Origin of the sequence: Streptococcus mitis (genome assembly GCF_000960025.1) — a bacterium.
Taxonomy (GTDB): Bacteria; Bacillota; Bacilli; order Lactobacillales; family Streptococcaceae; genus Streptococcus; species Streptococcus mitis_DH.
On the sequence record NZ_JYGQ01000001.1, the window covers coordinates 139,116 to 161,094 of the forward strand.

Annotated in this window: 18 protein-coding genes, 2 tRNA genes, 1 rRNA gene and 1 pseudogene; 20 read left to right on the plus strand and 2 right to left on the minus strand. The window is 39.2% G+C overall.

Annotated features, from left to right (window positions below; genetic code table 11):
* The first annotated feature begins 171 nt into the window (after positions 1-171).
* The 16 genes from TZ91_RS00785 to TZ91_RS00865 all read left to right on the plus strand — a co-directional run bounded on the left by TZ91_RS00785 (position 172) and on the right by TZ91_RS00865 (position 17,070).
* Positions 172-2,352: a sensor histidine kinase gene (locus TZ91_RS00785; RefSeq protein WP_045596918.1), complete on the plus strand. Its 2,181-nt coding sequence runs from the start codon at positions 172-174 to the stop codon at positions 2,350-2,352.
* Entirely contained in the window at positions 2,336-3,427 is a 1,092-nt protein-coding gene (locus TZ91_RS00790) for a response regulator (RefSeq protein WP_033687662.1), read from the plus strand. The genes TZ91_RS00785 and TZ91_RS00790 overlap by 17 nt, the downstream gene beginning before the upstream one ends.
* Positions 3,427-4,656 carry a DNA cytosine methyltransferase gene (locus TZ91_RS00795; RefSeq protein WP_045596920.1) on the plus strand — a complete coding sequence of 410 codons (1,230 nt, stop codon included), beginning with the start codon at positions 3,427-3,429 and terminating at the stop codon, positions 4,654-4,656. The genes TZ91_RS00790 and TZ91_RS00795 overlap by 1 nt, the downstream gene beginning before the upstream one ends.
* A 23-nt stretch (positions 4,657-4,679) precedes the next feature.
* Positions 4,680-5,900, plus strand: a complete 1,221-nt coding sequence (locus tag TZ91_RS00800; protein ID WP_033687661.1) for a DNA cytosine methyltransferase — start codon at positions 4,680-4,682, stop codon at positions 5,898-5,900.
* A 70-nt stretch (positions 5,901-5,970) separates the two neighbouring features.
* The gene (locus TZ91_RS10490) at positions 5,971-7,548 is read left to right on the plus strand and encodes a hypothetical protein (protein WP_033687660.1); all 1,578 of its coding nucleotides are present in this window, start codon (positions 5,971-5,973) and stop codon (positions 7,546-7,548) included.
* Positions 7,549-7,679: 131 nt separating this feature from the next.
* The gene (gene rpoE, locus TZ91_RS00810) at positions 7,680-8,267 is read left to right on the plus strand and encodes a DNA-directed RNA polymerase subunit delta (RefSeq protein WP_033687659.1); all 588 of its coding nucleotides are present in this window, start codon (positions 7,680-7,682) and stop codon (positions 8,265-8,267) included.
* 236 nt (positions 8,268-8,503) lie between these two features.
* On the plus strand, positions 8,504-10,111 hold the full coding sequence (locus TZ91_RS00815) for a CTP synthase (protein ID WP_045596921.1): 1,608 nt from the start codon (positions 8,504-8,506) through the stop codon (positions 10,109-10,111).
* A gap of 119 nt (positions 10,112-10,230) precedes the next feature.
* Complete coding sequence (locus tag TZ91_RS00820; RefSeq protein ID WP_033687658.1) at positions 10,231-11,307, plus strand: N-acetylmuramoyl-L-alanine amidase family protein; 1,077 nt, start codon at positions 10,231-10,233, stop codon at positions 11,305-11,307.
* Between the two features lie 249 nt (positions 11,308-11,556).
* Positions 11,557-11,856, plus strand: a complete 300-nt coding sequence (locus TZ91_RS00830; protein ID WP_031233155.1) for a DUF4651 domain-containing protein — start codon at positions 11,557-11,559, stop codon at positions 11,854-11,856.
* Positions 11,853-12,170 carry a thioredoxin family protein gene (locus TZ91_RS00835; RefSeq protein WP_000615781.1) on the plus strand — a complete coding sequence of 106 codons (318 nt, stop codon included), beginning with the start codon at positions 11,853-11,855 and terminating at the stop codon, positions 12,168-12,170. The genes TZ91_RS00830 and TZ91_RS00835 overlap by 4 nt, the downstream gene beginning before the upstream one ends.
* Before the next feature lie 15 nt (positions 12,171-12,185).
* On the plus strand, positions 12,186-12,812 hold the full coding sequence (ytpR, locus tag TZ91_RS00840) for a YtpR family tRNA-binding protein (protein ID WP_033687657.1): 627 nt from the start codon (positions 12,186-12,188) through the stop codon (positions 12,810-12,812).
* A 41-nt stretch (positions 12,813-12,853) separates the two neighbouring features.
* On the plus strand, positions 12,854-13,615 hold the full coding sequence (locus tag TZ91_RS00845) for an SDR family NAD(P)-dependent oxidoreductase (RefSeq protein WP_033687656.1): 762 nt from the start codon (positions 12,854-12,856) through the stop codon (positions 13,613-13,615).
* 76 nt (positions 13,616-13,691) lie between these two features.
* On the plus strand, positions 13,692-14,087 hold the full coding sequence (locus TZ91_RS00850; RefSeq protein ID WP_000282442.1) for a single-stranded DNA-binding protein: 396 nt from the start codon (positions 13,692-13,694) through the stop codon (positions 14,085-14,087).
* 155 nt (positions 14,088-14,242) lie between these two features.
* The gene (gene groES / locus TZ91_RS00855; protein WP_033687654.1) at positions 14,243-14,527 is read left to right on the plus strand and encodes a co-chaperone GroES; all 285 of its coding nucleotides are present in this window, start codon (positions 14,243-14,245) and stop codon (positions 14,525-14,527) included.
* 15 nt (positions 14,528-14,542) lie between these two features.
* Positions 14,543-16,165, plus strand: a complete 1,623-nt coding sequence (gene groL / locus TZ91_RS00860) for a chaperonin GroEL (protein ID WP_033687653.1) — start codon at positions 14,543-14,545, stop codon at positions 16,163-16,165.
* Between the two features lie 137 nt (positions 16,166-16,302).
* On the plus strand, positions 16,303-17,070 hold the full coding sequence (locus tag TZ91_RS00865) for an epoxyqueuosine reductase QueH (RefSeq protein WP_000567567.1): 768 nt from the start codon (positions 16,303-16,305) through the stop codon (positions 17,068-17,070).
* 70 nt (positions 17,071-17,140) lie between these two features.
* Here TZ91_RS00865 and ntdP read toward each other — a convergent pair whose 3' ends face one another.
* Both ntdP and recX read right to left on the minus strand, forming a co-directional pair.
* Positions 17,141-17,674, minus strand: coding sequence for a nucleoside tri-diphosphate phosphatase (gene ntdP, locus TZ91_RS00870; protein ID WP_000775316.1), 534 nt, complete (start codon positions 17,672-17,674; stop codon positions 17,141-17,143).
* An 88-nt stretch (positions 17,675-17,762) separates the two neighbouring features.
* Positions 17,763-18,539 (minus strand): recombination regulator RecX, encoded by a 777-nt coding sequence (gene recX / locus TZ91_RS00875; protein ID WP_045596927.1) that lies wholly within the window; start codon positions 18,537-18,539, stop codon positions 17,763-17,765.
* Positions 18,540-18,576: 37 nt separating this feature from the next.
* Here recX and rlmD point away from each other — a divergent pair.
* The 4 genes and pseudogenes from rlmD to TZ91_RS00895 all read left to right on the plus strand — a co-directional run bounded on the left by rlmD (position 18,577) and on the right by TZ91_RS00895 (position 21,975).
* A pseudogene (gene rlmD / locus TZ91_RS00880) lies at positions 18,577-19,943 on the plus strand (23S rRNA (uracil(1939)-C(5))-methyltransferase RlmD).
* 49 nt (positions 19,944-19,992) lie between these two features.
* A tRNA-Glu gene (locus TZ91_RS00885) sits at positions 19,993-20,064 on the plus strand.
* A 241-nt stretch (positions 20,065-20,305) separates the two neighbouring features.
* A 16S ribosomal RNA gene (locus TZ91_RS00890) occupies positions 20,306-21,851 on the plus strand.
* 51 nt (positions 21,852-21,902) lie between these two features.
* Positions 21,903-21,975, plus strand: a tRNA-Ala gene (locus TZ91_RS00895).
* Positions 21,976-21,979 lie beyond the last annotated feature (4 nt).

The following is a 21,979-nucleotide window of genomic DNA, read 5'->3' on the forward strand; positions in this document are numbered from 1 at the left end:
TTGTTCTATTTTTAGCTCCGCAAAATATTCGGTTAACATTTTTTTTGCATTGCTATTAGTACGTGGGAACAATTTATATACGGTTTTGAAATAAGCGGTTTAAGATAACAGAACAAATACTAGCAGAAGTAACTCAAAATATTTTATAAGTGTTATTAACAGGAGAAAAAAATGAGCACTGTTTCAGGAAAAATTCGTCCAGCTAGTCGACATCTTTTTACTATAGGAGAAGATTTGATTCAAGATAAGTTTGCTGCAATAATGGAATTAGTGAAAAACTCTTATGATGCTGATGCTTCAAAAGTTTCAGTTACATTTAGACGTGATAGCGATAAGAGTCTTACCATTACTGTCGAGGATGACGGTACAGGGATGTCTCTCGCAGATATTCAAACTAAGTGGTTAGTACCATCAACTACTAGTAAGGTAAAAAAACGAGTAAGTCAAAATGGTAGAGTATTGCAGGGAAGAAAAGGAATAGGAAGATATGCAGCTAATATATTAGGTGATGATTTATTTCTTTCTACAGTAACCCGAAAAGGGGAGTTGACCGAGGTGTATGTGGATTGGTCCGACTTTACTAAGTATGAATTTTTAGATGAAATTAACATTAAAATTGATACTTCAAATTGTAGTAAAAAAAGTGGAACGATTCTTTCTACAACTCATCTATTAGTTCAAAAAGATAAACAAGAGAATAACGACAAAAAAGATGAAAAAAATTGGTCTCGTGAGGATATTGATAAACTCATTTTTGAGTTAAAAAAAATAATTCCTCCTTTTCAAAATATGAATGAAGATGATCAATTTAATATTATAGTTAAAACACAAAATTTTGAAGAAGATATTGAAGTTTCAATCTCTCCTATTCCATTTTTGGAAATTTATGATTATAGAATCTATGGAGAAGTTAAGGAAACTGGTAAAGCGATTTTATATTACGAAAATCAAAGAAAAAGTTCAGAAACCGAAACAATCATAGAATCTTTGTCTCCTACAAAATGTGGGAAAATTAAATTAGATATCAGGGTTTATGATCGAGATAAAACAGCAATTGATAGTTTAATAGGTCGTGGCTTAAAAGATGAACAAACTGGTAAATACTTAACTAATCTTCAGACTAGACAATTACTTAATGATTTTAATGGTATTGGCGTCTACAGAAATGGTTTTCGAATAAGACCATTGGGAGATCCTGAAAACGATTGGCTTGAACTAAATAAGAGAAGAGTACAAACTCCAAGCCTTAGAATTGGTAGTAACCAAACAATAGGATATGTTCAAATAGAATCTGAAGAAAATTCAGATTTACATGAACAAAGTGCTCGTGATGGATTAAAAAAGACTGATAGTTACTATGGTTTAATATCTATAACTCAAGAAGTTTTATCATTATTGGAACAAAGACGTTTTATCTATAGAAGAAAGACAGACTCTAGAATAAAAAGTAAATCAGTTAATAATCAATTGAGTTCGGTATCAGATTACACTTCACTTTCAAATGATTTGAGAAACATTCTACAAGATTTTGGTCTAGAAAAATCATCTATTGAAAAAGTAAATCATCTAGTTTTAAAAGAAGAAAAGAAAAAACAAAAAATTGTAGATGAATTGAGTAAAGCTATAGCTGTTTACCAAGGGCAAGCTACTCTTGGAAAAATAATTAATGTTGTGATGCACGAAGGAAGAAGACCATTGCATTATTTTAGAACTCAAATACCAAATTTTGAGAAATGGCTTAAACTCTATTTAGCTGATGGCGATGATGAATCATTGAATGAAATGATAGAAATTTCAAAAGGAGTAAACAGAAATTCATCTGTATTAGTTGATTTATTTAACAGGTTAGATCCATTGGCGACTAGAAAAAGGGATAAACCTAAAGTTTTCTCCTTAATAAATGCAATTAAAAATACAATAAAAATCTTTGAGACAGTCTTGGAAAAAGAGAAAATAGAAATTAGAATTTTTCCAAGTACGGGAATTGATTTCTATGGGTGGCCTCAAGATATTGCAACTATATTCGCTAACTTAATTGACAATAGTATCTACTGGATGAAAGATTGTACTACACCAAAAATAATAAGTATAGATGTTCAAGAAAACAAATCTGAGTTAATAATAGATTATTTTGACACTGGTAAAGGAATTAAAAAAGAATTAATAGAAGAAGAGTCCATTTTTGACCCTGAATTTACAACTAAGAATGAAGGTTCTGGCTTAGGATTGGCTATTTCTGGAGAGGCGGCAGAAAGAAATAAATTATCATTAATTGCCTTAGAACATAGTGGGGGAGCTCACTTTAGATTATCATATAACAAGGAAAATTTAGAAGATGACGAAAATATATAACTTTTTGTATATAGAAGATGAAGATTCCATGATTGATACCATGAAATCTTCCGTTAAATTGTTGAACCGAACTTCAGACCAAGAAAACACATTTGAAATGACTGTTGCCAAAAACTCTGATGATGCTCTGAAATATCTAGATAAAAACATTTTTGATTTTGTTCTCATTGATATCAAATTAAAGGGTGGAGATTCTGGTGATATTATTATTGATAAAATAAAAGAGGATTATAAAATTCCTTGTGCGATTCTTTCGGGGACTCCCATTATTAGCGACACTAATTTTATAAAAACTTATATAAAATCTAATTATGAAAATGAAGAAGTCTTAAATGACATGGCCTCTATGGTTAATTCAGGATTGTTTACAGTCATTGGGGAACATGGTATTATTGAGTCTAGCCTAAAGAAATTATTTTGGGAGAATTATTATAAAAACATAGATCATTGGATAGATATAAGAAATAGTCTAAATGAAGAAGAGATGAAACAATTAGTCCTAAGATATACAATCTCACATTTATATGAATTGTTAGGATCTGAATCTGACCAATATGAGGCGATAGAAATGTTTATTAATCCTAATATTACTTTAGACGGAATAAAGACTGGAACTATTTTAGAGGAATTGGAAAGTGAAACTCAATATATAGTATTATCACCTCCATGTGATTTAGCTATTAGAGATGGCAAACCTAAAAACGAATTTATTATCTTGGTAGAAATTGATAAATATAATGATTATATTCCAACAGGAGGACCGATTTCAAAGACATTAAAAGGAAAAATTAAGACTTTAATTACCAATAATCACTCTGATAATCTTTATTGGTTGAGTAACTATTTTGAAATCTTTAATGGAGGATTTGTAAATTTTAGAAAAATAAAGACTGAGTCATTTGAACGATTATCAAATGATAAAATTTATAAGAAATTAATAAAGCTGCAAGATAGCTTTGTGAAATCGTTATTGTCAAAGTTTTCTATTTACTACAATAGACAAGGACAGCCTGATTTTGATTTTGAAAAGGTTACAGATGAAATAGCAAATAAATTTGTAGGAAGTGAAAGTTAATGAATATTATCGATTTATTCTCAGGAGCCGGCGGTTTAACAGAAGGATTTAGAAATCGTGATTTTAATATTCTATGTCATATTGAAAAAAATAAAGATGCATGTGAAACTTTAAAAATTAGAGAAGCTTTTTACTTTTTAAAAGAAAATAATAAACTTTATCATTATAGAAAGTATTTGAATGGAAGAATTTCTAAGAAAGAATTATTGAACATTGTTCCAAGTGAAAAAATTAAATCAATATTAAATATTGAAATAAATAAAGATAGCTTAGAGGAAATGTTTAATTTTATAGATTCAAAATCTGATAGGGTAGATGGCATTATTGGTGGCCCTCCCTGTCAAGCATATTCTACAATTGGTAGAGCAATAAATGAGAAAAAAAAGAAATCAGACAACCGAATCTACTTATATAAATATTATTTAAGTTTTCTTAACAAATATTCTCCAAAATTTTTTATTTTTGAAAATGTTAAAGGTCTCCTATCATTTAAAGATGTAGATGGATTACTTTTATTACCAAAAATAAAATCTGAATTTAGAAAAGCTGGATATATTATTAGTGATAAAATTATCAATAGTAGTGAATACGGTGTTTCCCAAAATAGAGAAAGATTATTTATATTTGGATTAAGAAATGATGTGAAACTAGATAAAAATTTTTTTGATGAGTTGGAAAAGTTAAAAGAGAAACCATTGAACTTGAAAAATTTATTTAATGATTTACCTTCAATAAATGCGGGCGAGGAAGGATATAATTATCGAGCGATTCGTTTGTCATATGAAAAGAAAAAATACTATAGAAATTTAGATGAGAAAATTCCACTTACTTTACACATGGCAAGACCACAAACAAGTAATGATCTAAAAATCTATAAGATTGTTCAAGAAGCAAAACAGAGTGGTCGAAATATCAAATATTCCGAATTACCCTCCGTTCTTCAAAATCATTCAAATAAAGATTCATTTTTAGATCGATTCAAAGCTTTAGATGGAACCGGCTATAGTCATACAGTTGTTGCACATATTTCTAAGGATGGGCATTATTATATTCATCCCAGTATGGAACAAACTAGGTCTATTACGGTTCGTGAAGCAGCCAGAATCCAAGGATTTCCAGATAATTATTATTTTGAAAACTCAAGGACAGCAGCTTTCGTACAGATCGGGAATGCTGTTCCTCCAATATTGGCCAAAAAAATTGCAGATACGGTGACTAAACTATTTTAACATTTTAGAAAGCAGGTAACTACATGACAAATTCTGTAAGTTCGAACCGGCCTGAGAAGTACAACATTGCAGCTTTCTTCTCAGGTGTTGGGGGAATTGAGTTGGGATTTGAACAGACCAACGAGTTCAGAGTGGTGTATGCAAATGAGTTTGATAAGTATGCGCGTCAGACTTATCAGTTAAACCATCCAGATACCTATTTGGATGGTCGTGATATTCACGCTGTTCAGCCGGAAGATATCCCAGCTGAGCGCGTAGATGTGATTATGGGAGGTTTCCCTTGTCAAGCCTTTAGTATTGCGGGTTATCGCAAGGGTTTTGATGACGATCGTGGCGATCTTTTCTTTGAGTTGCTTCGCATGATTGAGGGATGTAAACCTCGTGCTATCTTCATCGAAAATGTTAAGAACATGGTCGGTCATGACCACGGCAATACCTTCAAGGTTATTCGTGAAGCCTTGACGGAGAACAACTACTTTATCAAGTGGAAGGTTCTTAACGGGAAAGACCACGGAAATATCCCACAAAACCGTGAGCGGATCTACATTGTTGGTTTTGATACTAAAGAAGCCTACGACTTGTTTGAATTTCCAGAGGAAATCAAGCTCACGACTTCTCTTCAGGACGTCATTAACTTTGGCGACAAGCTTGATGAAGTCTACTACTACCGTGAAGGCAAGCAAAATTTCTACGATCAGTTGAAATTTGAAGTCACCAGCCAAGATACGGTCTACCAGTGGCGCCGTCAGTATGTCCGTGAAAATAAAAACGGTGTTGTCCCTACCTTGACAGCCAATATGGGAACAGGTGGACACAATGTCCCATTGATTCTGACAGATAATGGCGAGATTCGTAAGTTGACTCCCAAAGAAACCTTTAATGTCCAAGGTTACCCTAAGTCCTTTAAAATCCCAGAAGGGGTTTCCAATGGTCAGCTCTACAAGCAGGCTGGAAATAGCGTAGTTGTTCCCGTGATTAAACGTATCGCGGAAAATGTTGCCAAGGCTTTAAATGAAAGCCAAGGACAATCTCAACTTGAACGGTCAGGTCAATTGGCCATTATCTACACCAAGATGAATGGACAATTTGAAGGTCAATCCTATGTCAAGGACTTTGTAGATAGCTATGATCAAGCTCTTGAAAAAATCAAGTCTTATGACGATGGTCTAGCCCTTCTATCAGATGAAGATTATTTAAAATTGGTAAAAAAACGAGGGAATCTCGAATTTTACAGTATTAATTAACGAATATATAAGAGGGTTAGTGAAAAACTAATCTTCTTTTGATATACTGAAAATAGAAAAGAGGGTGCTTATGTGGGAACATCTAAAGTCTGAACAAAAAGACAAATACAAAACTTTAATTACCAACTTCGCTAGCTTGAGCCAAGCTTTCTCTCAAAAGGCAGAATCTGAAGATGAGGGACAAACAGAGAATTATGTTGCTCCAATTGTTAATTCTAAATTTCAGGAAACTGTTTTCCAGAAGGCTTTTAATGCGGTTGGAGAAGATATTGCCAATACCTCTTATGATGCTTCTGTCGTAGTGGATGAAAATTATAAATACCTAGTGGGTATCAAGTCTTTTGGAATTAATTCTGGAGACCAAAAAATCGCTCAGTTTAAAAAGGATTCTCAAGATTGGACGGACTTGTTGGGTGATATTAAATTCCATGCAGATATCTCAGCAGATAAAGAAACAGCAGACAAGAAAAACTATCAACGCTATGAAGAGTTGGCACGAAAGATTGCGACCTTAAGAAATCAGAGAATCGAATCTTCTAAGGCACAAATTAAGGGTTTTAACTCAGATTCGGTCAATGTTGAAGCTGTTTATCACGTTCTGATGCCGACACCAAAGGGAGAAAATCCTAGGATTTTTGTTGGCGAGACGACTTATTTACCAGTTGATATTGATAATCTAGTCATTGAAGGATCAACTACCAAAAACAATCCAACCAATTTTCGATTTTCGGATGGACAACACCACTACAAATACACAGCGGCAGATAGCCAGCTCCACATGACTTTTAACAATAAAGACATTGTGGTAGATACTTGGGACGTCCATTATATTGAAGATCCTTTTTCGCTCTTTGAAAACCTTCATTTACTGACAACTGAAAAGGATAAAACCGATATCTTAGAAACAGTGTCTTGGGTTATTACAGACAAACATGGAAATGTGGAAGAAAACTCTGGCTTCAATGCCTTTAACGGAGGATCAAAACTAGCTAAGAAAGATCGTCTGCCACGGATTTTAAAAATTCAGGATAAATTTAAGGATAGTCTTGCTTCAGAAGAACTAGCTTTTGTGACCTTCTCTTTAGAAGAAATCCTCTTGAAAAAGTGGACTAGCAAGGAAGAAAAAGCTCAGATGAAGGCGATTCGTAAGGATTTGATAAACTTTGTCCACGAGACTGGTAATGAAAGACTCATTAAAGAAATTGAACAGCTGGTTTATCGTCCAGTTAGTGAAATTTACATTCCTCTGCCTGACTCGAAAAACTTTCACGATGAAAGACCAGATTTCTTTGGGCCAGGCTTCGGGACTTTTGAACCTGGAACTAAAAAATTAGCTCTATCTAAGGAAGAAAGAACTTTTAAACTACGCTTTTTATCTTCTGGTGATGTTATTAACGCCTATATAAATCAAGAAGCTGGTAAGGCTATTCAGTCTACCGATAAGCAAGAAATACTCGGGAATTGGATTTTACGTGGTGTTTTCCAGTTGAAAGAACGAGAAGTCTTGACAGGTCAACGACTTAATGAACTGGAAATCAACGGCATTCGATTGACCAAATTTAAAAATGGTGAAATCGGTATCGAATTCATGTGGATTGATACAGAAAATCCACCTCACGATGCCATCGGCTGGGTAGCAAAGAAATAAAAAGTCCTATTACTTTCTCTCCCTTAACCTTTGACTATTCCGCAAAATTATCGTAAAATAAAGAGTAAATGATAAAATGAGGTCAGAGTCTGTTTACTCTGGCGATAGTAGTATAAATGAGGAGAAACGCTTTGGAATTAGAAGTATTTGCTGGGCAAGAAAAAAGTGAACTATCTATGATTGAGGTAGCGCGTGCTATCTTGGAACTTCGTGGTCGTGATCATGAGATGCATTTTAGCGATCTTGTAAACGAAATTCAAAACTATCTTGGAACATCAAACAGCGATATCCGTGAAGCCTTGCCTTTGTTCTACACAGAGTTGAACTTTGACGGTAGCTTCATCTCACTTGGAGACAACAAATGGGGTCTTCGTTCATGGTATGGTGTAGACGAAATCGACGAAGAAATCATCGCTCTTGAAGAAAATGACGACGATGAAGTAGCACCAAAAGCTAAGAAAAAACGTGTCAATGCCTTCATGGATGGTGATTCAGATGCCATTGACTATAATGCGGATGATCCAGAAGACGAAGATGCATACGAAGCAGATCCTGCTCTTTCATACGATGATGAAAATCCAGATGATGAGAAAAATGAAGTGGAAGCTTACGATGCAGAAATCAACGAAATCGCTCCTGATGATTTGGGTGAAGACGTGGATCTCAACGAAGAAGACGATGAGTTTTCTGATGATGACGCTGAAAACAACGAGGAATAAAAGTTAGCTATTGACAATTATCCTATTTTTAGGTATCATATTGTTCGGGCACCTCTTTTAGAGGTCGGGGCTCCCTAGTTCTTAGGGAGCTATTTTTGTTTTTTCAAGAAGTTATCTTCTTGTATTTTGGTTGTGAATCTGGTGCAGTCGTCCCAGATTATTCTTATTAATAGGGTCTTGTTTTCTATGTCCCCTCGTAGTCAGCAAGACCTTGAGCATTTTAGAAAGAGGAATCTATGTCTACGAAATATATTTTTGTAACTGGTGGTGTGGTATCGTCTATTGGGAAAGGGATTGTTGCAGCGAGTCTGGGCCGTCTCTTGAAAAATCGTGGTCTCAAAGTAACCATTCAAAAGTTTGACCCTTATATCAATATCGATCCGGGAACTATGAGCCCTTACCAGCACGGGGAAGTTTTTGTGACAGATGACGGAGCTGAGACAGATTTGGACTTGGGTCACTATGAACGTTTCATCGATATCAATCTCAACAAATATTCCAACGTGACAACTGGTAAAATTTACAGTGAAGTTCTTCGTAAGGAACGCCGTGGAGAATACCTTGGGGCAACTGTTCAGGTTATTCCTCATATCACAGATGCTTTGAAAGAAAAAATCAAGCGTGCCGCTCTAACGACTGACTCTGATGTCATTATCACAGAGGTCGGTGGAACCGTTGGGGATATCGAGTCCTTGCCATTCCTAGAGGCCCTTCGTCAGATGAAGGCAGATGTGGGTGCGGACAATGTCATGTACATCCATACAACCTTGCTTCCTTACCTCAAGGCCGCTGGTGAAATGAAGACCAAACCAACTCAACACTCTGTCAAAGAATTGCGTGGATTGGGAATCCAGCCAAATATGTTGGTTATTCGTACAGAAGAGCCGGCTGGTCAAGGAATTAAAAACAAACTGGCCCAGTTCTGTGATGTGGCACCAGAAGCCGTTATCGAATCGTTGGATGTTGAACACCTTTACCAAATTCCATTGAACTTGCAGGCACAAGGTATGGACCAAATTGTCTGTGACCATTTGAAATTAGACGTACCAGTAGCGGATATGACAGAGTGGTCAGCTATGGTGGATAAGGTCATGAACCTCAAGAAACAAGTTAAAATTTCCCTTGTCGGTAAGTATGTGGAGTTGCAAGATGCCTACATTTCTGTGGTCGAAGCCTTGAAACACTCTGGTTATGCCAACGACGCAGAAGTTAAGATAAATTGGATCAATGCCAATGATGTGACAGCAGAGAATGTGGTAGAGCTTTTGTCTGATGCGGACGGAATCATCGTACCAGGAGGTTTTGGCCAACGTGGTACTGAAGGGAAAATCCAAGCCATCCGCTATGCGCGTGAGAATGATGTTCCAATGTTAGGTGTCTGCTTGGGAATGCAGTTGACTTGTATTGAGTTTGCTCGTCACGTTTTAGGACTTGAAGGTGCCAATTCTGCAGAGCTTGCACCAGAAACAAAATACCCTATCATTGATATCATGCGTGATCAGATTGACGTTGAGGATATGGGGGGGACCCTTCGCTTGGGGCTTTATCCGTCTAAGTTGAAACGTGGCTCTAAGGCAGCAGCTGCTTATCACAATCAAGAAGTGGTGCAACGCCGTCACCGTCACCGCTATGAGTTTAACAACGCCTTCCGTGAGCAGTTTGAGGCAGCAGGCTTTGTCTTCTCAGGAGTTTCTCCAGACAATCGTTTGGTAGAAATCGTGGAAATTCCTGAAAATAAATTCTTTGTAGCGTGTCAGTATCACCCTGAACTGTCAAGCCGTCCAAATCGCCCAGAAGAACTCTACACTGCCTTTATTACTGCAGCGGTTGAGAACAGTAATTAGCAAGCAAAAAACCTTTGAGAACAATCTCAGAGGTTTTTTGCTTGTATATTTAGGATATGAGTTGCAAAATAAAAACATAGTGATATAATTAGCATAATAACGACTAAGGAGGAACTACAATGAAAAAAATCACACTATTTGGTTTGTCTCTAGCAGGTTTAGCTTTGCTAGTTTCACCTCATTCAGGGCAGGCATTTGAGCTTAAAGAAGAATGGGTTGTTAAGTGTGGAGTACAGTATCAAGATGGCAAGATTCTTCGGTTTAACAATGGTCATGAAGTGGATATCAAAGTCTTGGATTTGCCAAAAACCGAGAAAATCGAGTGGACAGTTAGTCTCAATGGTCAAGATCAGACTGTCAATTTCCTAGGTCAAGAAAAGGACAAGTCTATGATCGGGGAAGAAGGGCGTTACCTGAATTTTTATGTTCCATATGGCTATAGAGGAGATATCAAGGTAGAGGCCAAGAGCAGAAACGAAGTGAAGACCTGGTCAACGAAAGTTGTGGATGATATTCATAATGATAGTGGAAAGAGAGGTTACTATCGTATTGAAGAATCAAATGATCAATACACTTACCTCGATGCTAAATGGGATTATCAAACCAAGACTTACACTGCTACCTTACCAGAGACTGTCAATGGTCAAAAAGTTTTTGCTTGGGCAGATTATGACAATGGCGAGTTGAAACTTGAAAAACTAAAATCTATCAGTCGTAAATATGATGATGGAGGATCTTTCAAAGAACTTTATCCGATTGTAAAAGCCGAAAGCTGGCTAAAATCAAACCAAAACTGGTACTATCAAAAACAAGGTCAATTAGTGCAGAAGGATTGGGTTAAGGACAAGGGAACTTGGTACTTTATGAATGATAAAGGAGTCATGTTCAATCAAACTTGGCTTTATCAAGGTGGTAACTGGTATGCCTTTAAATCATCAGGAGCTATGATTGCTAGTGATTGGCTTTACGACCAAGGCAAGTGGTACTATTTATCAACTTCAGGAGCCATGAAAGCAAGCACTTGGGTTTATGATAAGGGAGAATGGTATTATGTAAGTTCTTCTGGTGCCATGCTAGCGAATGATTGGGTCAAAGATAATGGCCAGTGGTATTATCTGGCTTCATCAGGTAAGATGCTTCGTAATACCTACACACCTGATGGTTACTACGTTGGCAACTCAGGTACCTGGCAATAAGAATCATACTCTTCGAAAATCTCTTCAAACCACGTCAGTTTCATCCACAACCTCAAAACGCTGTTTTGAGCTGACTTCGTCAGTTCTATCTACAACCTTAAAGCAGTGCTTTGAGCAACCTGCGGCTAGCTTCCTAGTTTGCTCTTTGATTTTCATTGAGTATAAGAAGTCCTTTTCCTTAAAGGAAGGGGCTTTTTACTTGCGTTTCTGCTGCTTCCTCATTTGTCCTAAAGTCTTTTTTGTGTTAAAATGAATGGTATGAAAGCTAAAAAAATGTTGATGGCAGGCTTGGCTCTGCTAGGTATTGGAAGCCTTGCCCTTGCTACGAAAAAAGTTGCAGATGACCATAAGCTCAGGAAGACTCAGGAAGAGTTAACAGCGATTGTGCGAGACCATTTTTCAGACATGGGGGAAATTGCGACCCTCTATGTTCAAGTCTATGAAAGCAGTCTAGAGAGCTTGGTTGGTGGCGTCATTTTTGAGGATGGCCGTCATTATACCTTTGTCTATGAAAATGAAGATCTAGTCTATGAGGAGGAAGTCTTATGATACAACCAGCAAGTTTAGAAGAATTGGCATCTTTGGTGGAAAAAGAGGGCAAGAAGGTCTTTCTTTTTGTGGCAGACTGGTGTGGCGATTGTCGTTATATCTATCCTGCCTTACCAGAAATTGAGGAGACCAATCCAGAGTTCACCTTTATTCGAGTGGATAGAGACCAGTATATGGATTTGGCCAAACTCTGGGATGTATATGGAATTCCTAGCCTTGTTGTTCTAGAAAAAGACAAGGAAATTGGTCGTTTTGTTAATCGCGACCGTAAAAGCAAGCAACAAATTAACGACTTTTTAGCAGGACTGAAATAGGAGAAAAAGGAAACAATGATTTTTACATATAATAAAGAATATGTCGGTGATGTCCTTATGGTCATCGTGAAAAATAGCGGAGATGCCAAACTGGATGTGGAGCGCAAAGGCAAGGTAGCCCGTGTTTTTCTAAAAGATAATGAGGAAACAGTGGCTTGGAATATTTTTGAAGTTTCAAGTTTATTTGAAATTGCAGAGCGCGGTCAAGTATTTTTGACAGATGAGCAAGTCGCTCGTTTGAACCAAGAATTACAAGCGGAAGGTTTTGCAGAAGAAATTGTCAATGACAAGGAACCTAAGTTTGTTGTTGGTGAAATTGTTGAGATGGTAGCCCATCCAGATAGTGACCACCTCAACATCTGCCAAGTTGCAGTCGCAAGTGACAAGACAGTGCAAATCGTTGCAGGGGCTCCCAATGCGCGTGTCGGGTTGAAAACCATTGTGGCTCTTCCTGGAGCTATGATGCCCAAAGGCAATCTTATTTTCCCAGGTGAGCTTCGTGGCGAAAAGAGTTTTGGCATGATGTGTAGCCCTCGTGAATTGCATTTGCCAAATGCTCCGCAAAAACGTGGTATTATTGAATTATCAGAAGACCAAGTTGTCGGAACTCCATTTGATCCAGCTAAGCACTGGACTGCCTAAGAAGTTGTTAGTATCTGATAGACCAGCTAGAAGGAAATAAGATGGCAAAAAATGTTGTGATTACAGGAGCGACATCAGGTATTGGTGAAGCAATTGCGCGTGCTTATCTGGAGCAGGGTGAGAATGTCGTTCTAACAGGACGACGGACAGATAGACTAGAAGCTCTTAAGTCCGAGTTTGCAGAAGTCTTTCCAAATCAAACCGTCTGGACCTTTCCACTAGATGTCACGGATATGACTATGGTGAAGACTGTCTGCTCCGATATTTTAGAAACGATAGGTCAGATTGATATTCTGGTCAACAACGCCGGTCTGGCTCTAGGTTTAGCACCTTATCAGGACTATGAAGAGTTGGATATGTTGACCATGCTGGATACCAATGTCAAAGGTTTGATGGCAGTCACTCGCTGTTTCTTGCCAGTAATGGTAAAAGCCAATCAAGGACATATCATCAACATGGGCTCTACTGCAGGAATTTATGCCTATGCAGGTGCAGCTGTTTACTCAGCGACCAAGGCGGCAGTTAAGACCTTTTCAGATGGTCTGCGAATTGATACCATCGCAACGGATATCAAGGTGACGACTATTCAACCGGGAATTGTCGAAACAGATTTTTCGACGGTACGTTTTCATGGTGATAAAGAACGAGCTGCGTCCGTTTACCAAGGAATCGAAGCCTTGCAAGCTCAGGATATTGCAGACACAGTAGTCTATGTGACCAGTCAACCTCGTCGTGTGCAGATTACAGATATGACCATTATGGCAAATCAACAGGCGACAGGATTTATGGTTCATAAAAAGTAAAAAATTTCCTCGAAAAGTTACAAATTTCTGTAACTTTTTTTGATTTCCTACGAATAGATAAGTAGGAGGAAAAAATATGTATAATAAAGTTATCTTGATTGGGCGTTTGACGTCTACACCAGAATTGCACAAAACCAACAATGACAAGTCAGTAGCGCGAGCAACTATCGCTGTGAACCGTCGTTACAAAGACCAAAACGGTGAACGTGAAGCTGATTTTGTCAATATGGTCCTATGGGGCAGACTAGCAGAAACTTTGGCAAGCTACGCAACCAAAGGTAGTCTCATTTCCGTTGATGGGGAATTGCGTACCCGTCGTTTTGAGAAAAATGGTCAAATGAATTATGTGACCGAAGTACTTGTTACAGGATTCCAACTCTTGGAAAGTCGTGCCCAACGTGCCATGCGTGAAAATAATGCAGGCCAAGACTTGGCGGATTTGGTCCTGGAAGAGGAAGAATTACCATTTTAAACATTGAAAAGTCTGAGTTGCTCTCAGGCTTTTTATCTTGAGAAAGTCAGACTTTTTTCTTGACTATTTCTGACCAAGTGATACAATAGAACTATGAATTAGCACTCAGATATAAAGAGTGCTAATAATATGTAGTTCATCATGGAGGAAAACAGATGTTGAAACCATTAGGAGACCGTGTGGTCTTGAAAATCGAAGAAAAAGAACAAACTGTTGGAGGTTTTGTCCTCGCAGGTTCAGCCCAAGAAAAAACCAAAACAGCCCAAGTTGTGGCTACTGGGCAAGGTGTTCGTACCTTGAACGGTGACTTGGTTGCTCCAAGTGTTAAAGCTGGAGACCGTGTCTTGGTTGAAGCTCACGCAGGTCTTGATGTCAAAGATGGCGATGAAAAGTACATCATCGTAGGCGAAGCTAACATCTTGGCTATCATTGAAAAATAGAAGGAGAAAGTAAGTATGTCAAAAGAAATTAAATTTTCATCTGATGCTCGTTCAGCCATGGTTCGTGGTGTCGATATCCTTGCAGACACTGTTAAAGTAACCTTGGGACCAAAAGGTCGTAACGTTGTGTTGGAAAAATCATTTGGCTCACCCTTGATTACCAATGATGGTGTGACCATTGCCAAAGAAATCGAATTGGAAGACCACTTTGAAAATATGGGTGCCAAATTGGTATCAGAAGTAGCTTCAAAAACCAATGATATCGCAGGTGACGGAACGACAACTGCAACTGTCTTGACACAAGCAATCGTCCGTGAAGGAATCAAAAATGTCACTGCAGGTGCCAATCCAATCGGAATTCGTCGTGGGATTGAAACAGCAGTTGCCGCAGCAGTAGAAGCCTTGAAAAATAATGCCATCCCTGTCGCTAATAAAGAAGCCATCGCTCAGGTTGCTGCTGTCTCTTCTCGTTCTGAAAAAGTCGGTGAGTACATTTCTGAAGCCATGGAAAAAGTTGGCAAAGACGGAGTCATCACTATCGAAGAGTCACGTGGTATGGAAACAGAACTTGAAGTTGTGGAAGGAATGCAGTTTGACCGTGGTTACCTTTCACAGTACATGGTGACAGATAGCGAAAAAATGGTAGCTGATCTTGAAAATCCATACATTTTGATTACTGATAAGAAGATTTCAAATATCCAAGAAATTTTGCCACTATTGGAAAGCATTCTCCAAAGCAACCGTCCGCTCTTGATTATTGCGGATGATGTGGATGGTGAGGCTCTTCCAACCCTTGTATTGAACAAGATTCGTGGAACCTTCAACGTGGTAGCAGTTAAGGCACCTGGCTTTGGGGACCGTCGCAAAGCCATGCTTGAAGATATCGCCATATTAACAGGCGGAACAGTTATCACAGAAGATCTTGGTCTTGAGTTGAAAGATGCGACAATTGAAGCTCTTGGTCAAGCAGCGAGAGTAACTGTGGACAAAGATAGCACTGTTATCGTAGAAGGTGCTGGAAATTCTGAAGCGATTTCTCACCGTGTTGCAGTTATCAAGTCTCAAATCGAAACCACAACTTCTGAATTTGACCGTGAAAAATTGCAAGAACGCTTGGCAAAATTGTCAGGTGGTGTGGCGGTTATTAAGGTCGGAGCCGCAACTGAAACTGAGTTGAAAGAAATGAAACTCCGCATTGAAGATGCCCTCAACGCTACTCGTGCAGCTGTTGAAGAAGGAATCGTTGCAGGTGGTGGAACAGCCCTTGTAAATGTTATCCCAGCCGTGGCTGATTTGGAATTGACAGGAGACGAAGCAACAGGCCGCAATATTGTTCTCCGTGCATTGGAAGAACCAGTCCGTCAAATCGCCCACAATGCTGGATTTGAAGGCTCTATCGTTATCGATCGTTTGAAAAATGCTGAAGTTGGTACAGGCTTCAACGCAGCAACTGGCGAATGGGTTAACATGATTGATCAAGGGATTATCGACCCAGTTAAAGTGAGTCGTTCAGCTCTACAAAATGCAGCATCTGTAGCCAGCTTGATTTTGACTACGGAAGCAGTCGTAGCCAATAAACCAGAACCAGCAGCCCCAGCTCCAGCAATGGATCCAAGTATGATGGGCGGCATGATGTAAGATTTCTATAGAAAACAACTTATAAAAAACACAAAAGGAGGGAATGCCTACCCCTCCTTTTTATGCTATTCACTTCTAAATAGATTTGAGCTCTCTTAACTTATATGATAAAATAAGACTAGAAAAAGGAGAAGAACATGATCGATGTAGAAGAAATTCTGAGCAAGATGAACCCCAATCAGAAGATTAATTATGACCGTGTCATGCAGAAGATGGTACAAGTATGGGAGAAAAATGAGCAACGGCCAACCATTCTCATGCATGTTTGCTGTGCCCCTTGCAGTACCTATACCCTCGAATATTTGACCAAGTATGCAGATGTGACCATCTATTTTGCTAATTCTAATATCCATCCTAAGGCAGAATACCATAAGCGGGCCTATGTCACCAAGAAATTTGTTAGTGATTTTAATGAGCGGACAGGAAATACGGTTCAGTACCTAGAAGCTCCCTACGAACCCAATGAATACCGAAAATTAGTTAGGGGACTAGAGGAGGAGCCAGAAGGTGGCGACCGTTGCAAGGTTTGCTTTGACTACCGACTGGATAAGACAGCTCAAGTGGCTATGGACTTAGGATTTGACTACTTTGGCTCAGCCTTGACCATCAGTCCTCATAAGAATTCTCAAACCATTAACAGCATCGGAATCGATGTGCAAAAGATTTATACCACTCACTATCTTCCCAGTGATTTCAAGAAAAATCAAGGCTACAAACGTTCAGTGGAGATGTGTGAAGAGTATGACATTTATCGTCAATGTTATTGTGGATGTGTCTATGCAGCCCAGGCTCAAAATATTGATTTGGTTCAGGTTAAGAAGGACGCCACGGCTTTCTTACTGGATAAGGATGTTGAGAAAGACTATTCCCACATCAAATTTACTGTTACGAAATTAGATATATAAGGATAAGCCTAGCTGTAAAGCTGGGTTTTTAAAATAAAAAAACCGGGGTCTTAACCCCAGTTTGACAACTTTACCGATTCTTTAGTTCTACATAGCGCTTGTACCAAATGTTTACATAGGCTTCTGAGAAAGGACCTCGTCCATTGTTAATCCAATCAACAAGAATTTTGACATGTTCTTTTAAAATATAGTCCAAGTCATCAGAATAATTCATTTTGCGTTTGTGACGCTCATACTCCTCAACGTCCAAAAGACGTTTTTCCCCATCTGTAAAAATTTTAACATCCAAATCGTAATCAATATACTTCAGTGCTTCTTCATCCAGATAGTAGGGGCTAGCCATATTGCAATAGTAGGAAATTCCATTATCGCGAATCATGGCAATGATATTAAACCAATATTTCTTGTGAAAGTAAACAATAGCCGGTTCTCGAGTGACCCAACGACGACCATCACTTTCGGTAACCAGTGTATGATCGTTGACACCAATAATGGCGTTTTCTGTTGTTTTTAGTACCATGGTGTCCCGCCAAGTTCGGTGGAGACTCCCATCATGCTTATAACTTTGAATTGTAATAAAGTCGCCTTCTTTTGGAAGCTTCATAACTAACCAACTTTCTACAATTTATAAGTTTATCGTTTATTATTGTACCATAAAATTACCTAAAATCTGTGAATTTTACATGAAAATATTAAAGATATTCTCTGAGAGCGCTTGCTATATCCGAAAAATCGTAGCCTTTTCGTGCTAAAACTTGGGTTAAACGCTGTTTAAGTTCGTATCCTTCATATTTTCGGGCATACTTAGAATATTGCTTATCAAGTTCCCTGAAGATGAGTTTCTGAGTCGTTTCTTGATCAACTTGACTATCCAACTGGTCAAAGGCACTTTTAGCATCAGAATAGGAAAACCCCTTGTTGGTCAGATTTTGGATTATCTTATCTTGCAAGGCACGAGCTGGAAGTTTTCCCTCATATTTTTTCAATAGTTTATTAGCTACACGTTGAGCAACTTCAGAAAAATCAAATTCTTTCAAGTTCTCTTCTATAGTAGATTTTGAAATCCCCTTTTGTACTAGTTTCTGAGTAAGTACATAAGGTCCCTTGTCTCCTGAAAGTTGATTGGCATTGATGATAGCATAAGCGTACTGGCCATCATTAATCCACTTATCTTCTTTAAGATTAATAATGACTTGAGAAACGATGTTTTCATCAATATAGTATTTTTTCAGATATTCTCTGACTTCTTTTTCAGTGCGTGCTTTAAAGGATAGGTGGTAAAGGGCCAGATTTTTACCATAAGAAAATTGGGCAAAGTCCTGTATCTCTTTCAATTCTTCTTGGCTTATCACCTTATCTCTTGATATCATAAAACGAACAATAGTATCTTCAGTAATGTAGCATTTGTCGCCATTATCAAGCTCCATCAGATAGAGTCTTTTTTTCTTTTCAAGTTTTGTGATTTTCATAGTTCTATTATAACTCAAAATGTGATAAGATAGGGGTATGAATCTGAAAGTGAAACAAAAAATACCATTAAAAATCAAGCGCATGGGAATTAATGGTGAGGGAATCGGCTTTTATCAAAAAACCTTAGTCTTTGTGCCGGGTGCTCTCAAAGGAGAAGATATCTATTGTCAGATTACTTCTATTAAACGTAACTTTGTAGAGGCAAAATTACTGAAGGTCAACAAGAAGTCTAAATTCCGTGTTGTGCCAGCATGTACTATTTACAATGAGTGCGGAGGCTGCCAAATCATGCACCTGCATTATGATAAGCAGCTAGAGTTCAAGACGGACTTACTTCATCAAGCGCTGAAAAAATTTGCTCCTGCAGGATATGAAAACTATGAAATCCGTCCAACTATTGGAATGCAGGAACCAAAGTACTACCGTGCTAAGTTACAATTTCAGACTCGAAAATTTAAGAATCAGGTTAAAGCGGGCTTATATGCACAAAACTCTCATTATTTAGTAGAGTTGAAAGACTGCCTAGTACAAGATAAGGAAACCCAAGTGATTGCTAATCGTCTAGCAGAATTACTTACTTATCACCAGATTCCAATCACGGATGAGAGAAAAGTTCTAGGTGTTAGAACGATAATGGTCCGACGAGCAAGAAAGACTGGACAGGTTCAGATTATTATTGTTACAAACCGTCAGCTTAATTTAACCCTGCTGGTAAAAGATTTAATTAAAGATTTTCCAGAAGTTGTGACAGTAGCTGTTAATACCAATACAGCTAAAACCAGTGAGATTTATGGTGAAAAGACAGAGATTATCTGGGGAGAAGAGAGTATTCAAGAAGGTGTACTCGATTATGAATTTTCACTATCTCCTCGAGCATTCTATCAACTAAATCCTGAACAAACAGAAGTCCTCTATAGTGAGGCTGTAAAAGCCTTGGATGTTAATAAAGAAGACCATTTGATTGACGCTTATTGTGGAGTTGGAACGATTGGATTTGCCTTCGCAAAGAAAGTTAAAACATTAAGAGGTATGGATATTATTCCAGAAGCCATTGAAGATGCCAAGCGAAATGCTAAAAGAATGGGATTTGACAACACACATTACGAAGCTGGAACGGCAGAAGAGATTATTCCTCGTTGGTACAAGGAAGGCTACCGAGCAGATGCTCTGATTGTAGACCCACCACGTACAGGTCTGGATGATAAGTTATTAGACACTATTCTTGCTTATGTACCAGAAAAATGGTTTATATTTCTTGTAATGTTTCGACCTTGGCTCGTGATTTGGTGAGGTTAGTAGAAGTCTACGATATCCGTTATATCCAGTCGGTTGATATGTTCCCACATACAGCTCGAACGGAAGCAGTTGTAAAATTAATTAAAAAAGATAAAAAAAGTTGTTGACAAAGGTGAAAAAGTCTGTATAATAGTAAGAGTTGAAAATAACAACTCCGGTCCGTTGGTCAAGGGGTTAAGACACCGCCTTTTCACGGCGGTAACACGGGTTCGAATCCCGTACGGACTATGGTATGTTGTGGTTGAGGCACTTGATGAAAAAAGTTCAAAAAAGTTTCAAAAAAGTGTTGACAAGCGAAAGCGACTGTGATATACTAATATAGTTGTCACTTAAGAGAAGTGAGTGACAAAGACCTTTGAAAACTGAACAAGACGAACCAATGTGCAGGGCACTACAACTAAGGTTGTAGTACTGAACAATGAAAAAACAATAAATCTGTCAGTGACAGAAATGAGTGAGAACTCAAACTTTTAATGAGAGTTTGATCCTGGCTCAGGACGAACGCTGGCGGCGTGCCTAATACATGCAAGTAGAACGCTGAAGGAGGAGCTTGCTTCTCCGGATGAGTTGCGAACGGGTGAGTAACGCGTAGGTAACCTGCCTGGTAGCGGGGGATAACTATTGGAAACGATAGCTAATACCGCATAAGAGTAGATGTTGCATGACATTTGCTTAAAAGGTGCAATTGCATCACTACCAGATGGACCTGCGTTGTATTAGCTAGTTGGTGGGGTAACGGCTCACCAAGGCGACGATACATAGCCGACCTGAGAGGGTGATCGGCCACACTGGGACTGAGACACGGCCCAGACTCCTACGGGAGGCAGCAGTAGGGAATCTTCGGCAATGGACGGAAGTCTGACCGAGCAACGCCGCGTGAGTGAAGAAGGTTTTCGGATCGTAAAGCTCTGTTGTAAGAGAAGAACGAGTGTGAGAGTGGAAAGTTCACACTGTGACGGTATCTTACCAGAAAGGGACGGCTAACTACGTGCCAGCAGCCGCGGTAATACGTAGGTCCCGAGCGTTGTCCGGATTTATTGGGCGTAAAGCGAGCGCAGGCGGTTAGATAAGTCTGAAGTTAAAGGCTGTGGCTTAACCATAGTACGCTTTGGAAACTGTTTAACTTGAGTGCAAGAGGGGAGAGTGGAATTCCATGTGTAGCGGTGAAATGCGTAGATATATGGAGGAACACCGGTGGCGAAAGCGGCTCTCTGGCTTGTAACTGACGCTGAGGCTCGAAAGCGTGGGGAGCAAACAGGATTAGATACCCTGGTAGTCCACGCCGTAAACGATGAGTGCTAGGTGTTAGACCCTTTCCGGGGTTTAGTGCCGCAGCTAACGCATTAAGCACTCCGCCTGGGGAGTACGACCGCAAGGTTGAAACTCAAAGGAATTGACGGGGGCCCGCACAAGCGGTGGAGCATGTGGTTTAATTCGAAGCAACGCGAAGAACCTTACCAGGTCTTGACATCCCTCTGACCGCTCTAGAGATAGAGTTTTCCTTCGGGACAGAGGTGACAGGTGGTGCATGGTTGTCGTCAGCTCGTGTCGTGAGATGTTGGGTTAAGTCCCGCAACGAGCGCAACCCCTATTGTTAGTTGCCATCATTCAGTTGGGCACTCTAGCGAGACTGCCGGTAATAAACCGGAGGAAGGTGGGGATGACGTCAAATCATCATGCCCCTTATGACCTGGGCTACACACGTGCTACAATGGCTGGTACAACGAGTCGCAAGCCGGTGACGGCAAGCTAATCTCTTAAAGCCAGTCTCAGTTCGGATTGTAGGCTGCAACTCGCCTACATGAAGTCGGAATCGCTAGTAATCGCGGATCAGCACGCCGCGGTGAATACGTTCCCGGGCCTTGTACACACCGCCCGTCACACCACGAGAGTTTGTAACACCCGAAGTCGGTGAGGTAACCGTAAGGAGCCAGCCGCCTAAGGTGGGATAGATGATTGGGGTGAAGTCGTAACAAGGTAGCCGTATCGGAAGGTGCGGCTGGATCACCTCCTTTCTAAGGATAAGGAACTGCGCATTGGTCTTGTTTAGTCTTGAGAGGTCTTGTGGGGCCTTAGCTCAGCTGGGAGAGCGCCTGCTTTGCACGCAGGAGGTCAGCGGTTCGATCCCGCTAGGCTCCATTGG

Excerpts from the sequence above, each read along its gene's own strand:
- TZ91_RS00830 (WP_031233155.1), top strand. The coding sequence starts at position 11,557 with ATGAATGGTATGAAAGCTAAAAAAATGTTGATGGCAGGCTTGGCTCTG.
- TZ91_RS00820 (WP_033687658.1), top strand. The coding sequence starts at position 10,231 with ATGAAAAAAATCACACTATTTGGTTTGTCTCTAGCAGGTTTAGCTTTG.
- recX (WP_045596927.1), bottom strand. The coding sequence starts at position 18,539 with ATGAAAATCACAAAACTTGAAAAGAAAAAAAGACTCTATCTGATGGAG.
- TZ91_RS10490 (WP_033687660.1), top strand. The coding sequence starts at position 5,971 with ATGTGGGAACATCTAAAGTCTGAACAAAAAGACAAATACAAAACTTTA.
- groES (WP_033687654.1), top strand. The coding sequence starts at position 14,243 with ATGTTGAAACCATTAGGAGACCGTGTGGTCTTGAAAATCGAAGAAAAA.
- ntdP (WP_000775316.1), bottom strand. The coding sequence starts at position 17,674 with ATGAAGCTTCCAAAAGAAGGCGACTTTATTACAATTCAAAGTTATAAG.
- TZ91_RS00865 (WP_000567567.1), top strand. The coding sequence starts at position 16,303 with ATGATCGATGTAGAAGAAATTCTGAGCAAGATGAACCCCAATCAGAAG.
- TZ91_RS00845 (WP_033687656.1), top strand. The coding sequence starts at position 12,854 with ATGGCAAAAAATGTTGTGATTACAGGAGCGACATCAGGTATTGGTGAA.
- TZ91_RS00785 (WP_045596918.1), top strand. The coding sequence starts at position 172 with ATGAGCACTGTTTCAGGAAAAATTCGTCCAGCTAGTCGACATCTTTTT.
- TZ91_RS00835 (WP_000615781.1), top strand. The coding sequence starts at position 11,853 with ATGATACAACCAGCAAGTTTAGAAGAATTGGCATCTTTGGTGGAAAAA.
- TZ91_RS00800 (WP_033687661.1), top strand. The coding sequence starts at position 4,680 with ATGACAAATTCTGTAAGTTCGAACCGGCCTGAGAAGTACAACATTGCA.
- TZ91_RS00815 (WP_045596921.1), top strand. The coding sequence starts at position 8,504 with ATGTCTACGAAATATATTTTTGTAACTGGTGGTGTGGTATCGTCTATT.
- ytpR (WP_033687657.1), top strand. The coding sequence starts at position 12,186 with ATGATTTTTACATATAATAAAGAATATGTCGGTGATGTCCTTATGGTC.
- TZ91_RS00790 (WP_033687662.1), top strand. The coding sequence starts at position 2,336 with ATGACGAAAATATATAACTTTTTGTATATAGAAGATGAAGATTCCATG.
- groL (WP_033687653.1), top strand. The coding sequence starts at position 14,543 with ATGTCAAAAGAAATTAAATTTTCATCTGATGCTCGTTCAGCCATGGTT.
- TZ91_RS00795 (WP_045596920.1), top strand. The coding sequence starts at position 3,427 with ATGAATATTATCGATTTATTCTCAGGAGCCGGCGGTTTAACAGAAGGA.
- TZ91_RS00850 (WP_000282442.1), top strand. The coding sequence starts at position 13,692 with ATGTATAATAAAGTTATCTTGATTGGGCGTTTGACGTCTACACCAGAA.